Here is a 14,667-nt window from a genome sequence, read left to right as displayed (position 1 = left end):
CCAGGCTTACTTGTTTATGGCAAGCAACCAGATATACCAAAATCTTTAGAGTCAGATATTCGGTGGCTTTTAGTTGTTGTTGTAGGTGGATTTGGTAAAATAAAGGAAACATATTTAACAGATGGGGCTTTTTTACAATCACGACCCCATCTTTTTTTACCACAAAACGTCCCAAAGCTCTACAGGGAATGCTTTCGACGCGGTTGTCACCCCGTCAGGGTTTTCCCCTCTGTTTGGGAGGTAAATTTTCCTCAGTTTGTTGTTGCTTGACCAGTTTTTGAACTAGACTTTTAGTAACGTCTAAGCGGGCAGCTACTTTTCTCGCTTGACATCTTCTCTGCCAAATGCGCTGTCACTATTTTTGAGCGGAGGTCTCAATAATAGGATTTCATGAGCTTTAGCTATCAGGTGCTTTTCACTTCATTGAATCTCATAAAATCGGCAAGTGCTGTATTTACTTTCCCCGATTTTAAATTTCTACTTTTAGATGAGGCTAAAAAATCTCTAACGGGATAAATGTTGTAATATCAATGCTGCAAAGTACGGTGGCGTATAGATAGCCTGCCCGCTATCTGTAGGGAAACGGCACTGCTGTTTCCCTACCCAGAACTAGCCCGATCGCTCGTCTAATTCCCTACACATAACTAAGCTAAAAACTGGAATTGAGAACCGTTAACTGCCAATGCAAACGGACTCGCTTGTTCAAATGCACCAGTAAGTTCAAAGCTGTTGGTATTTAAAACTATCCCGACAATCTGTCCGGTAATTATGTTCTCAATCACCATGTCGTTGATAATTCCGTCATTATCGTAAGCAATCAAATTGTTGTCTTCAAAGAAAAGGTCTAGTTCTGTTAAACCGTCCGTCAAACCGATGCGATCGCCCTCGTCAAAGTTAAAATCGGTAATGACATCTGCTCCATTTATACCAAATGCTTCATCGTTGCTTCTGAGCACGAATATATCACCACCGAGGCCTCCCGTGAGTACGTCAACTCCCCGATCGCCTGCTAAGAAATCGTCGCCTTCATTGCCTTCTAAATCGTCGTCTCCTTGCCCTCCCCGCAGGATATCGTTCCCGAACCCTCCGAAGATCAGGTCATTTCCGGCGTCGCCCCTAACTACGTCGTTGCCATCATTTCCATCCAGGCGATCGTCATCTTTCCCGCCGTAAATGATGTCATTTCCGCCGCCACCACCGATAATATCATTGCCATTATTTCCTAACAGACGTTCGTTGGAATCCGATGAACCTCCTATAGTATCGTTGCCATCAAGTCCCCAAACTCCCCAGGGAAAAGAGGACAAATTTCCATTCCCTACGTTAATCTCATCGGGTGTAGCGAATGCCAAAAGACGTGGCCCGCCGCCAGCAAATACAGGAAATCCCGCCACATTGCTGATAAGATTGTTAACCGTTAAAGCCATAACTATGTCCTTTAAAAAATCCTGTTAGCTGTATTATACATTTTAATTATTCCCTAGCCAAATAGCAAGGATGTTTGAATTTGGGTGGCAACTTTTATTTTCTCAATTAATGACCAGCAACCTGCTGGTCTATAGTCAATTACAATTACCAATACTTCGCCTACGCGAGCGTATAAGTTATCAATTCCCAATTCCCAATTCCCAATTACCAGGGCTGTGCTTCATTCAACCCAAACCTGCTATAGATCTCGCATCAGAGTCAAATAGCATTAGTTGCTGACACTATCCGCTACTGCGTACCGCTTATAATGGGTGTTACCCCCCAGGCGGTAAACACGTTAATATCACCTATAACGTCGAGACTGAGAGGTTGTTTGTGAATAAAAGTAAAAGTCCCTGGGCCCATCGTCCGAGAAAAAACCCAGTTTCCGAGACCCATACACAAACTTTACACACAGGATCTAAGCTCTTTACAAAGCCATAATCGCCGATCGCTGACATTTTTTGGCAAAATCCACTGCTTTCAGGTGTTTTACTCATGTCTACTCCTAAATCGTCTTCCCATCAAAACAACAACTCCGTAAAATCGCCAGCGACAGATATCGTCCCAACAAAGCAAGACAGTAACAATCTGCCCAGCGAACCAAGTATAGAACAGCTACTGGAAGCTTTGGCGGGTCAAGTACCCAGTCAATCTTCTGAAATTGAACCCTTGAAAACGTGGAAACAAGATTTACAGCGACTGTTTCAATTTCTCGGCGACCGCCGCGTTTTAATCGCAGTAATGCAACCGGGAACTTTTGCCCTGCGGTACGCTAACGCAGCATTTTGCCGCTTGGCCGGTTGGGAGGAAACGTCCTTGGCAACTCAATCTACCAACGGTTTGTTTGCAGAAACCGACATCACTCTGCTGCAACTGTTCGAGGATGGGGACGGCAAAACAGTAGAACAGTTGTACCACCGCCATCTTTTGCACTGGGTATTTAAGCAATATTATCAAATTGACATCGACGGTTTGCGGGTGCTAGAAGAACCTGTCACGGCGAGTGTAAAAAACCCCAAACACCGAGAACCCAGATTCATTGAATTTTGGCTGGGTTCGGAACAGTTAAAAATTACTCGAATTGACTCAAAAATAGATGAATTTGCGGATGTTTCTTTAAGATTAATGCCTGGTGCGGAACGGGAAGCTTGGCTGATGCAGCCGAATCAACTGGAAAATTTAGCCGATCGATTGCAGTTGGATAATTATCGCGTAGAAGGTTTGCTGCTGCTAGAAGGTTTTGATGTCACCGTACAGGAGCAAATTCGGCGGCTGACTCAGCTATTGATCGATCGAGATTCGATGCTGCGGCCAGACAAATTTGAGAAAATCGATCGGTGTTTGCGATCGCTCTTCAATGCTGACGGCACTTTGCTGCTGCGCCCCGACGGCGATCAGGTACAGCTATTAGTTGCAAAAGACGGCCAACATTTGCAGCCGATTCTTTATTCAATGCACTCCCTAGAAGCTTCTCACTTTTTGAAGGCCACAGCAGCAAATCAAGTTTGGAACGTGCCAGACTTGCGTAGGGAGTGCGAAACCGAGTGCGATCGAACTTTGCGGAGAATGGGAACTCGATCGATGCTGCTGGTGCCCCTGGTAGTCAAATCCGTCACCCGCGAGGGGTGCGGGCAGCGGATTTTGGGAGTCGTGGGGCTGTTGTGCGATCGGCCAAACCACTTCAACGGCATTGACGCTCAACACGCCCAAGAGCTCATTCCCGCCTTCATTGCAGCCCTGCGGCAAGCCATCCAGGAAAGGTTTACCCACATTCACAACATCCACCCCGCAGTTGAGTGGCGGTTCGCCCAAGAAGCAGAAAGGCGAAGTTGGGGACTACCTCCAGAAACAATCGTATTTGCTGATGTTCATCCGCTGTACGGAATTTCGGACATTCGCGGTTCTAGCGACGAAAGAAACCGAGCCATTCAAACAGATTTGCTGGAACAATTCCGCTTAGGTTTAGTCATAGTTGATGCCGTTTGCGAAACACAAACTACCCACCTCGGAGAGCAACTGCGGCTCGACTTGCTCGACTACATCCAGCATTTAAAACAAAAAGTAACAGTTGATATGGAGGTGCGAGCCGCCGAGTATTTAAACGAGCATTTAGAAGTATATTTTGACTATTTTGTGCAGTGCGGATCCAAGGTTCAGGAAGCCGTTGAAGCTTACCAAGCAGCCTGTGAAAATGAACATAACTGCGTTTACAGCGATCGCAATCGCTACGACCAAATGCTGAACTTAATCAGCACCAAACTCCAAGAAACTTGGGCCCGCTGGCAAGAAAAAATGCAGCAAATTTTGCCCCACTACTGCGACATCGAATGCACCGATGGCATGGATCACATGATTTATGTAGGAAAATCGATCGACCCCAAATTTAGCCAGTTTCACCTGCACAGTTTGCGGTACGAACAACTGCGAGCAATTTGCGACTGCGGTCGCACTGTTTTTCGCCTGCAAGCCGAGTCTCAAATTAACATGGAACTCGCACATTTAGTCTTAGTGCAGAATACCACGATCGACATTTTTCACAACGAAAATACCGAAAAAATGTTTGATGTCAAAGGCACTCGCGACATCCGCTACGAACTTGTCAAAAAGCGGATTGAAAAAGCCGTGGACAAAGATGCACAAGAGCGAATTACCCAGTCAGGGATGTTGACTGTTGTTTATTCCACCGAGGAGGAGTGGGAAGAATATCAGCAATACTTGCGGTACTTGTCTCGCGAAGGTTGGGTAGAGTCCAAAGTTCAGACGGGCATGGTAGAATCACAACAAGGAGTCAGCGGTTTAAAATTCGCCCGCGTGCGTATTTTGCCTGAACCGGAATCTATTTCTACTATTATTTGTGAAGTTACGGTAGTCAGCGATTGAGAACCCGTTTAATTGCCTGTTTGAGGCGCAGTGCGATCGCTCCCATCTCCTGCTGTTTGAGACCCAGTGCGATCGCTCCCATCCCCGGAAAAACGGTGGAACGAAAGCATTCGGGACTCAAACACAAGACCGAGATTACATTTAAGATGTTTGTTGACACCAACGAGCAAGCCCACATTTTCACTTAGTGTATATTTCGGGTGATTGGGACTTGCAAAATACACGCTCACAATCACACAAAATTAATATCAAGTAGTGTTAATCTAATAATTATTAGCTCCTGTAATTTCTAAATTAAGTGATGTTAACCTTATCCGAATACCAAATAAATTCTACTCTGCACGAAGGCGTCGAAACAATAGTCTATCGCGGACAAACACCGACAGAAGCTGCCCCAGCAATTCTGAAAGTCCTCAAAGCTGAATATCCCACCCTCGAAGCCATTACCAGGCTCAAACACGAATATCAAATCCGCCAAAATTTAGACAGCGAACAAATCGTCAAAGCCATCAGTCTTGAAACATTTGACCACGGATTAGGAATCGTTTTAGAAGACTTTGGTGGCGAATCCCTCGCAAAACTGCTGGAAAGAGAAACCTTGAGCCTGCAAGCAAATTTAAACATCGCCATCCAAATTGTCAAAGCCTTACAGTACCTGCATTTTCAGCACATTATTCACAAAGACATCAAACCCAGCAACATCATAATTAACTCGCAAACAAAACAAGTAAAACTCACAGACTTCGGTATTGCTACAACACTCAACAAAGAAAATCCGCAATTTAACAATCCCAACTCAGTCGAAGGCACATTAGCCTATATGTCACCCGAACAAACCGGGAGAATGAACCGAACCCTCGACTACCGGACAGATTTTTATTCCTTTGGTATCACATTCTATGAAATGCTGACAGGCAAATTGCCTTTCCCCAGCAACGACCCCTTAGAAATAGTTTACAGCCACATCGCAGTTCAACCAATATATCCCCATCAAATCAATTCAGAAATACCTGTAGCCATCTCAGAGATAGTGATGAAATTGATGGCAAAGAATGCTGAAGATAGATATCAAAGTGCTGCCGGATTGTTAGCAGACTTAGAAATTTGTTTGCATCAGTTAGAAACCACAGGACAAATTGCCGACTTTCTCCCCGGACGCTTAGATATTCTCAGCCAATTGTTAATACCCCAAAAATTGTACGGTCGGGAAAATCAGGTTAATGAATTGCTAGCAGCATTTGAACGTGTAAGAGGGGGCTTAGCTAACAATTTTTTAGGAAAACCAGCAACCTTAGACCAAAACCAGCCCCCGTCAGGAAGCAGCGAATTAATGCTAGTATCAGGCTACTCCGGTATCGGTAAATCAGCCGTAGTCAACGAAGTTAGCAAACCAATTACCAGATCCAAAGGTTACTTCATCAGCGGCAAATTTGACCAATTAAAACGCAACATTCCTTATGCCTCATTAATCCAAGCATTTAACTCCTTGCTGCGACAATTGCTAACAGAAACTTCACTTTCATTAGAAATATGGCGCACTAAAATTTTAACAGCAGTGGGAACAGACGGCAAAGTAATTGCCGACGTAATTCCCAAAGTTGAATTAATCATCGGCAAACAGCCAGAAGTCCCAGAACTCGCCCCTGTAGAATCCCAAAATCGCTTCAATCAGGTATTCAAAGAATTTATTCGTGTTTTCACCCAAAAAGAACACCCCCTAGTTATCTTTTTAGACGATTTGCAGTGGGCAGATTCAGCAACATTAAAGTTGATGCAAATACTGATAACTGACCCAGATCAAGAATATTTGTTGCTAATCGGTGCCTATCGAGACAATGAAGTTAGTCCGAGCCACCCCTTAATTCAGACTGTAGAAGAAATTGAAAAAACTGGTACAATAGTCAACAATATCGTGTTGCAGCCGCTGGATTTAGCCAATGTGACAGAATTAGTCACTGAAACACTTAACAGTTGCACAGAAAAAGTAACAAATTTAGCCGAGTTAATCGGGAATAAAACGGGTGGCAATCCTTTTTTCTTGACCCAATTACTTCAAGCACTTTATCAAGACTCTCTTTTAAAGTTTGAATTTAATCAAATTACAAATGAGGGAAGTCAAAGTGGCTGGTATTGGAGTATCAATGAAATCCAAGCCATTGGAATCACCGATAAAAGTGTAGTGGAACTGGTAGCTTCTCGCATTGAAAAGCTGCCCGCACCCACGCAAGAAGTGTTGAAGCTAGCAGCTTGCGTGGGAGATAAATTTGCTCTAGATGTGCTGTCACTTGTCAGCGAAGAGTCAGCTAATACTACAGCTACTGAACTTTATTCAGCTTTGCAAGCCGGGTTAATTCTGCCCTTGAACGATGCCTATCGTATTCCTTTAGTTTTCGATCGAGCCGAATCAATCAATCTCAATTTAGATACTTCGCGCGTTAGTTACAAATTTTTGCACGATCGCGTTCAGCAAGCCGCCTATTCGCTAATTCCCGAAGATCAAAAGCAATCCACCCATTTAAAAATCGGTCAATTACTGTTAAAAAATACTCTACCAGACAAGCTAGAAGAAAACATCTTTGATATCGTCAATCAATTGAATGTCGGAATTGACACGATTAGCCAACAGTCAGAAAAAACTCAGTTGGCACAATTAAATTTAACTGCTGGACGCAAGGCAAAAGCGGCGACTGCTTATGAAGCTGCCGTTAGGTATTTGCGGGTTGCTATGGAGTTATTGCCTGCGGATTGTTGGCAAAGTCACTATGAATTAACGTTAGCAATTTACGAGTCAACGGCAGAAGCTGAATACTTAAACATTAACTATGAAAAATCAAAAAAATTGGTTGATATCGTAATCAATAAATCTAATAATTTACTGGAAAAAGTGAATGTTTATGAACTTCAAATCCAGTCTTATAATGCTCAGAATAGACCGTTAGAAGCTCTCAATACAGGACTGGAAGTCCTGAAACTGTTAGGCATTTCTTTTCCTCAAAATCCCAAGGCGCTAAATATTGTGGCGGGACTGATTAATACAAAACTGAGCTTGGGATTAAAACGAATTGAGGATTTAGCTAACTTGCCCGAAATGACAGATCCCGACAAAAAAGCAGCCATGGGAATTTTATCAAGGATTCTCAGCAGTGCTATTCAGGCTAAACCCCTACTGGTACCGCTGCTTACCTTTAGGATGGTCAAGCTGTGCATTAAATATGGCAATTCGCCTTATGCAAGTATTGCCTACGTTTATTATGGCGTAATTCTGTGCAGACTAGGGGACATTAGTTTGGCATACCAATTCGGCCAACTGGCAATTAGGCTGTTAGGCAAATTTCCATCCCGTTCAATCAAAAGTAGAGTTTATGCAGTCTTTGGTTCTTTTATTCAACAATGGAAAACCGATCTCAAGTCAGGATTAGGCGATATTAAGGAAGGTTTTCAAACCGGGATGGAAACTGGAGAGTTAGAATATGCTGCTTATTCTATTAATATATATTGTACTTATAAACTGTCGATGGGAGAGCGTCTCGATCTGGTTGAACAGGAGACTGATAAGTATGTGAAATTAATGCAGCAATCTCAACTAGAAATGGCTGTACAGTATATAAGTGTAGAGAGACAGACAGCCCTCAATTTGTGTAGCACAACTGTCGAACCATGTAATTTAGTTGGGGAGAGCTTTAATGAATTCAAAACCCTCCCAATTTTAATAGAAGCTAAAAGCTTTATGGTAGTTTGTTTGGTCTACAATGCCAAAACTATGCTTAATTTTCTCTTCCGAAACTACGCGGAAGCCTGGGAAAATACAAGCTTATTTGAGAAATACGCAGAAGCCGCATCCGGACTTTATGTAGTTGCCGTGAATAATTTTTACTTTTCTCTCAGTCTCCTCGCTTTGTATCCAGCAACTCGCAAAGGGGAACAAAAACAATATCTGAAAAAAGTGCTGCACAACCAAAAGAAGATGAAAAAATGGGCAGTTCATGCTCCGATGAATTATCAACACAAATACGACTTGGTAGCAGCCGAGAAAGCGCGAGTGTTGGGGAAAAATATCGAAGCAATGGAATTGTACGATCGCGCAATTGATGGAGCTGCCAAAAATAGTTATATTCAAGAGGAAGCATTAGCCTATGAATTAGCAGGAGAATTTTATCAAGCTTTGGGTAAAGAGATAGTTTCTCAAGCATATCTGACTAAAGCCTATTATGGATATATCCATTGGGGAGCAACAGCTAAAGTTAAACACTTGGAATTAACACATCCTTTCTTAGCAGCACAGACGCGCATAATTTACACCCCAACCCTCGATGTAACTCGCACAACCACGGGAAATACTACCAGTAGTAGTTTAGGCGATTTATTAGACTTAGCTACTTTTATTAAGTCGGCGCAAGCCATTAACGGTGAAATTGTTCTAGAAAAATTGTTGACCAAATTAATCAAAATTATTTTAGAAAATGCGGCGGCTCAAAAAGTAGTGCTGCTGCTGCTGAAAAACGATATCCTCTGCATAGAAGCTACTGGCACTTTTGCGGAGGATAAAGTGACACTTTTACCGTCTATTCCCGTAGAAAATTGTCAAGATGTACCACTGTCTGTGATTAATTACGTACACCGCAGTCAAAAGCATCTGGTTTTAGACAATGCCACTGTCGCTGAACCTTTTAAGGTAGATCCCTACATTCAGAAATATCAACCAAAATCAATTCTCTGTTTGCCGATTATTTATCAATCTCAGCGGCGCGGAATAATTTATTTAGAAAATGCTTTGACATTAGGAGCTTTTACAGCAGAGAGAGTAGAAGTATTCAAAGTGTTAATTTCTCAAGTTGCTATTGCTGTAGAAAATGCTGGTTTGTACGCGCGTGAGAAAGAAAAATCTCAACAGTTAGAAAAATCTTTCAATGAATTGCAACAGGCGCAACTGCAACTTATTCAAAGCGAAAAAATGTCTGCTCTCGGCAACTTGATTGCAGGGGTTGCTCACGAAATTAATAATCCGCTTGGTTTTATTGCGGGCAATCTTGATGCTGCTGCTGAGGGTAGCTTAGATTTGATTGATTACTTGCAACTTTACCAAGAAAAATTTCCTAATCCTGGAGATGAATTAGAGGATAAAGCATCGGAGATTGATTTAGAATATTTGATGGAAGATTTGCCGAAAATGCTTTTATCTATGAAATCAGGTACAGAGCGCATCCGCAATATTAGCAAGTCTTTGCGGACTTTTTCCCGCGCTGACAGTGCGAATAAAGTGTCAGCAAATATTCATGAGGGCATCGACAGCACTTTGATGATTTTACAGTATCGCCTGAAAGCTAAAGATACTCGCCCTACGATTAAGATTATCAAAGAATACGGAGATATCCCGCCAGTTAAATGTTATTTTGGGCAACTGAATCAGGTATTTATGAATTTGCTGGCAAATGCGATCGACTGTTTTGAGGAATCCAATCAGGGCCGCACTTACGCTGAAATTGCAGCTTTACCGAATACGATCGCCATTATCACTCAAGTCTCCGAGGATAGTAACAGCGTGGTGATTAAAATCAAAGATAACGGTCAAGGGATGTCACCGGAGGTCAAGTCGAAAATATTTGACCATTTATTTACTACCAAAGGAGTAGGGAAAGGTACGGGTTTGGGGTTGTCTATCAGCAGGCAAATTGTGGAAGAAACCCACGGCGGTAAATTAACTTGCGAATCGGTGCTGGGAGAAGGTACGGAATTTGCGATCGCCCTGCCGCTTTGATAAAATTTATTCACCACACTTACGCAATCAGTCATTGCCAATTGTTTAATCTCACATCTCAAATCTCAAATGGTATGACTTGTGCTTAACACACAATTGGAAATTTGTCAATTCCTAAATATCTATCAAATAGTCCACAGTTCACTGTTTAAAGCAGGCAGTATGCAGTTACATTGTTAGCTAAATCATGTAATAACTGTATTTGATAGGAGTTTTTCAAGTGAACGCTGCCGAACAAGCCAAAAATATAGAAGTTGCCAGCAAAATTGCTGCGGTTGTTAATTTATTCAAGTCCGAATTCCCGGATGCAAAAGTCGATTTGAAACCTTGGATGAATGACCACGATACCAGAGAACTTGTAGATCCAGATTCGATCGACATTGGCTTCCATTTTCCCGGTAGAAGCCGCTTATTGCAAAGCCGCAGCATTTTGATTCAAATCCGATTTTACCAAGATCCGGTGGAAGGATATCGGCGGGCGATCGGAGTTGAGGCCGCGGGTTACGATCATAGCGGTCAGCAGTGGCACTTTTCTACCGTGGAAAATTGGAATTTTCTCGGCCAAACCGAACCTGCGGTGGAGTCGGCGCAAAAACTCAAAGACTTTTGCCAGCAGATATTCGATTTGTTTAATTAATCTTTTTGAGGACTTCAGTTTTCCCTGCGAACCTGTTTGTAGTAAGGACTTTAGTCCTTGCTATTATCGCAATTGTCGATCGATCTACAGCCAACCGGATAAACAGATTTGTAAGTAGTCGATCGCTTGCCAAACAAAGTATAGCGGTTATCGCGGACTTGTTCGTACACGCGATCGCCCATCCACTTCATCCCCGGCATTGCCCGATAAGCAGCCACAAACACCTCGCCAGCAGGCAATATCCGTCCGATTTCCTCCGCCGCATCGCTGCCCTGCCAGCGACGTTCTGGATTCTCTGCATCTATCAAAATCATCCCCATTTCGCAGTCACCAGAAGTTATTCCAAAGCGCTCTAATTCCTCTAGATCTTGCATGGAAATATACTCAAAATTCTGGCCTTTATCTAAATTTTCTAGTAACTGCACCAAGGTAACGCAGAGATTGCAATTGCCGTCGTAAATTACGTTATATTTCATTAGTTGACTGTTGACTGTTGACTGTTGACTACTGACTACTGACTATTCCCCACAGGAATCTCGATCGCAAATTCCGTGCCTTGACCCGGTGCGGAATCGCATCTAAGCTGCCCGCCGTGCTTTTCCACCACTATTTGATAGCTGATAGACAGCCCCAAACCAGTACCTTTACCAGGTTCTTTCGTAGTAAAAAACGGATCGAACAGCCTTTTGTGAACATCTATCGGAATCCCCGGCCCGTTGTCAGCAATCCGAATCACAATATGAGAGGGATGGCGCATTGAATCCTCAGAAACAGCAGAATCTGCCTGCATCAAAGCATCCTGTTCATATTTTACATCCGTACAAATCCGCAGCGTCGGCGAAGGACAATAAGGAATAGGCGCCAGTTGTCCCTCTGCCCAGTGTCCAGTCTCCATTGCCTCTTCCAAAGCATCAATTGCATTGCCAATAATATTCATAAAAACCTGATTCAACTGTCCTGCATAACACTGTACGCGGGGCAAATTGCCGAACTCTTTAAGGAGCACAATTTTAGGACGCCCTGCCGTTTCTTTCAACCTGTGCTGCAAAATCAACAAAGTGCTTTCAATCCCTTCGTGAATATCCACCTGCTTTTGTTCGGCTTCATCTAATCGCGAAAAATTCTTTAATGACAGCACAATTTGCCGAATTCGCTCGGCTCCCATTTTCATCGAATTTAACAAGTTAGGCAAATCTTTGAGCAGAAAATTTAAATCTACATCATCTATCTCTTGTTTAATTGCCGGTGTTGGGTTCGGGTATTCCTGCTGGTAAAGTTGCAGCATTTTTAGCAAGTCTTTAAAGTAATCGTCAGCGTGCATGACGTTGCCGTAAATAAAGCTAACTGGATTGTTGATTTCGTGAGCAACGCCAGCGACTAATTGCCCCAAACTTACCATTTTTTCATTTTGAACCATCATGCTTTGAGTTTTATGCACGTCCCGTAGGGCTTTTGCCAATTCTAGATTTTTAGCCCTCAATTGACTTTCGGAAAGCTGCACCGCTTCTTCGGCGTGTTTGCGCTTGGTAATATCTTTGCGAATTGCTACATATTGATGAGGTTCTCCGCTGGTATTTAAGCAAGGTACAATCGTAGTATCCAACCAGAATAATGTACCGTCTTTAGCTTGATTTTTCATTTCTCCCCGCCAAACCTTTCCCTGGCGGATGGTTGACCAAAGCTGCTTAAAAAACTCTGCTGGGTGATAACCAGAATTGACAAGTCTGTGGGTTTTGCCGATCAGTTCTTCTCGGGAATATTTAAATTGTTCGCAAAATTGATCGTTGACATAGGTAATGACTCCGAATTCGTCGGTATTCGAGACTATCGCCGATTGATCTAAGGCAAATTTTTCAAATTCTAATTCTTGGAGAGTTTGGCGCAATTCTGCTTCGGCTTGTTTGCGATCGCTAATATCGGTAATCATCCGCAACACCCCCGAAAATTCGCCATCCGCATCGAACATCGGCGTCGCCGACACGATCGCCCACAAGTGAGATCCGTCTTTGCGAGTAAACTTAAAATCGTGTCGTTCGCGAATGCCTTGCCGCCTGCGCTGCACGTAACTTTCTGCTATTTTCCTAGACTCGCAGTCTATAAACTCAAATAGCGATCGCCCCTGCATTTCCTCTACAGTATACCCCAGCATTTCGGCCATCCGAGAGTTAGCAAAAGTCGTGATGCTTTCGCGGTCAAACATCCAAACACCCTCCGAAGCCGTCTCGACAATGCAGCGATAATAATTCTCCCTCTGCCTGAGTGTTTCCTCTGCTTGCTTGCGATCCGTAATATCAGTTTGCACCGCAATAAAACCTTCGAGTTCACCAGTTTCTTCATAAATTGGGGCAATCGAAAGTGCCACCCAATAACCCTTTCCATCCTTTTTGTAATTGTAGATTTCCTGATTAAACGGCACGCCTGCAGCCAAAGCCGATCGCAGTTGAGCAATAGTTAGCGGGTCTGTTTGAGAGCCTTGCAGTACATCACCCGGTTTTTTTCCCTGCATTTCTGCCAGCACATAACCGCTAATCCGAGTAAATCCTTCATTTACCCATTCAATGCAGCCTTGAGCATCAGTAATAATCACACCATTTTGCGTTTTTTGAGCCACAATAGCCAACCGGGACAATTCGGTTTCATTTTTTTTTCTTTCCGTAATATCTTCAGCAATACCCAGAATGTACTTAGGCGCGCCCGAATCGTCAAACAAAGGAACTTTTTTCGTGTGCAAAATCCGCTTTCCTCGGTGGGGAAGTTGGATAGTTTCTTCTGGCAAATCGATACCTTTTCTCGTTGCTAGCACTTCTAAATCTTGTGCTTGCAAGTAATTTGCTTCCTCTGAGGTTAACAAGTCAGCAGCATTGTTTAAGAGCACTTCATCCCTCGAATAGCCAAACAATTCTTCGCTAGCAGTATTCCAATAAATAAATTTTTGCTCTACAGCATCTTTAATAAAGACGCTAATCGGCAGATTTTGGAGTACCGCATTCAGAAAATCTTGAGTGTTTCGCAGGTTCTCCTCAGCTCGCTTTCGTTCAGTAATATCCAAAATCACTCCGTCGAGATAGACAACCCCAGACAGAGAATTTGCGATCGGCGAAACCGACGGAACCACAGCCGACAAAAAGCCCTCCATTTCCCCTTGTTCCTCTTGTTTTCCTCTAGCCTCTTCCGCCTCGCAGCAAACAGCTTTGCCTTTTTCATAAACCCAGCTAATTTCGCCGTCAGCGCGGACAATCCGGTATTCAAGGATGTACGAAGTTCTGGTTGCTACACTTTTTTTGACAGCAGAATCCACATTTTTGCGGTCTTGAGGATGGATAATGCTGGCAAAAGAACGGACGCGATCGTTGATAAAATCAGAAGAGGGATAGCCTGATATTTCATGAACAGCCTCGCTCAAAAACGCCATTGTCCGTGTTAATTCCCCGTCGTCCGTCAACTCGCAGGTACAGCGGTAGACAGCACCGGGAATATTAGCTACTAAATTTTTATATCGTTCTTCGCTTTTTAACAAAGATGAGCCGTCTTCGTTATTACGATCGCCGTTCTTAAATTTAGAAGAATTGGAAGAAATTTGCATGGTTTTTTTTCACTTGTGAGTGCGGGGGCAAGTGGTAGAGTAGATGACCCTATAAAAAGTGAATTTAATGTGCGAAATAATTCGTTATAAACTAATATAGTACAAAATTAGTTCTGCGAACCTTCAGAAAATTTGAGGGCGGGTAATAGGTAAAGCTAATCAAGGCTAGAGATATAGAAAACAGTTCGGAAACGCATTGTTTAACGGATTTAATGGATTTAACTCACGGCCAGAGCACCATACTCAAGAACAGGCTTTCCGGCCTGTTCCACAACAAGTGCATTTTCTTATGGGTGGGCAGAAGAGTCCGCTCATAAAAAGCTTATTGAGAATGGTGCTCTA

General features: G+C 43.1%; 8 protein-coding genes. 4 read left to right on the top strand and 4 right to left on the bottom strand.

Annotated elements, in window-relative coordinates; all coding sequences use genetic code 11:
• On the top strand, positions 1-270 hold a 270-nt coding region (locus tag QUA53_RS16210; protein ID WP_333098444.1), incomplete at its 5' end, for a hypothetical protein.
• Between the two features lie 374 nt (positions 271-644).
• Here QUA53_RS16210 and QUA53_RS16205 read toward each other — a convergent pair.
• On the bottom strand, positions 645-1,427 hold the full coding sequence (locus tag QUA53_RS16205) for a calcium-binding protein (protein ID WP_333098442.1): 783 nt from the start codon (positions 1,425-1,427) through the stop codon (positions 645-647).
• Positions 1,428-1,965: 538 nt separating this feature from the next.
• Between QUA53_RS16205 and QUA53_RS16200 the strand changes: the two genes are divergently transcribed.
• Positions 1,966-4,350 (top strand): GAF domain-containing protein, encoded by a 2,385-nt coding sequence (locus QUA53_RS16200; RefSeq protein WP_333098440.1) that lies wholly within the window; start codon positions 1,966-1,968, stop codon positions 4,348-4,350.
• On the opposite strand, the gene QUA53_RS16195 is transcribed toward QUA53_RS16200, so the two are convergent.
• Positions 4,340-4,510, bottom strand: coding sequence for a hypothetical protein (locus QUA53_RS16195; protein ID WP_333248960.1), 171 nt, complete (start codon positions 4,508-4,510; stop codon positions 4,340-4,342). The genes QUA53_RS16200 and QUA53_RS16195 overlap by 11 nt on opposite strands.
• Before the next feature lie 141 nt (positions 4,511-4,651).
• Between QUA53_RS16195 and QUA53_RS16190 the strand changes: the two genes are divergently transcribed.
• Together QUA53_RS16190 and QUA53_RS16185 are read left to right on the top strand one after the other, a co-directional pair.
• Positions 4,652-10,105, top strand: coding sequence for an AAA family ATPase (locus tag QUA53_RS16190; RefSeq protein WP_333098437.1), 5,454 nt, complete (start codon positions 4,652-4,654; stop codon positions 10,103-10,105).
• 220 nt (positions 10,106-10,325) lie between these two features.
• On the top strand, positions 10,326-10,742 hold the full coding sequence (locus QUA53_RS16185) for a hypothetical protein (protein ID WP_333098435.1): 417 nt from the start codon (positions 10,326-10,328) through the stop codon (positions 10,740-10,742).
• 50 nt (positions 10,743-10,792) lie between these two features.
• Here the strand turns inward: QUA53_RS16185 and QUA53_RS16180 are convergent, their stop codons facing one another.
• Together QUA53_RS16180 and QUA53_RS16175 are read right to left on the bottom strand one after the other, a co-directional pair.
• On the bottom strand, positions 10,793-11,218 hold the full coding sequence (locus QUA53_RS16180; RefSeq protein WP_333098433.1) for a DCC1-like thiol-disulfide oxidoreductase family protein: 426 nt from the start codon (positions 11,216-11,218) through the stop codon (positions 10,793-10,795).
• Positions 11,219-11,253: 35 nt separating this feature from the next.
• A complete protein-coding gene (locus tag QUA53_RS16175; protein ID WP_333098431.1) occupies positions 11,254-14,325 on the bottom strand; it encodes a PAS domain S-box protein in 3,072 nt (1,023 codons plus the stop codon).
• Positions 14,326-14,667: the final 342 nt, after the last annotated feature.

Source organism: Microcoleus sp. Pol12B3 (assembly GCF_036701355.1).
Classification (GTDB): Bacteria; Cyanobacteriota; Cyanobacteriia; order Cyanobacteriales; family Microcoleaceae; genus Microcoleus.
This window is presented reverse-complemented; position numbering and strand designations above follow the sequence as displayed.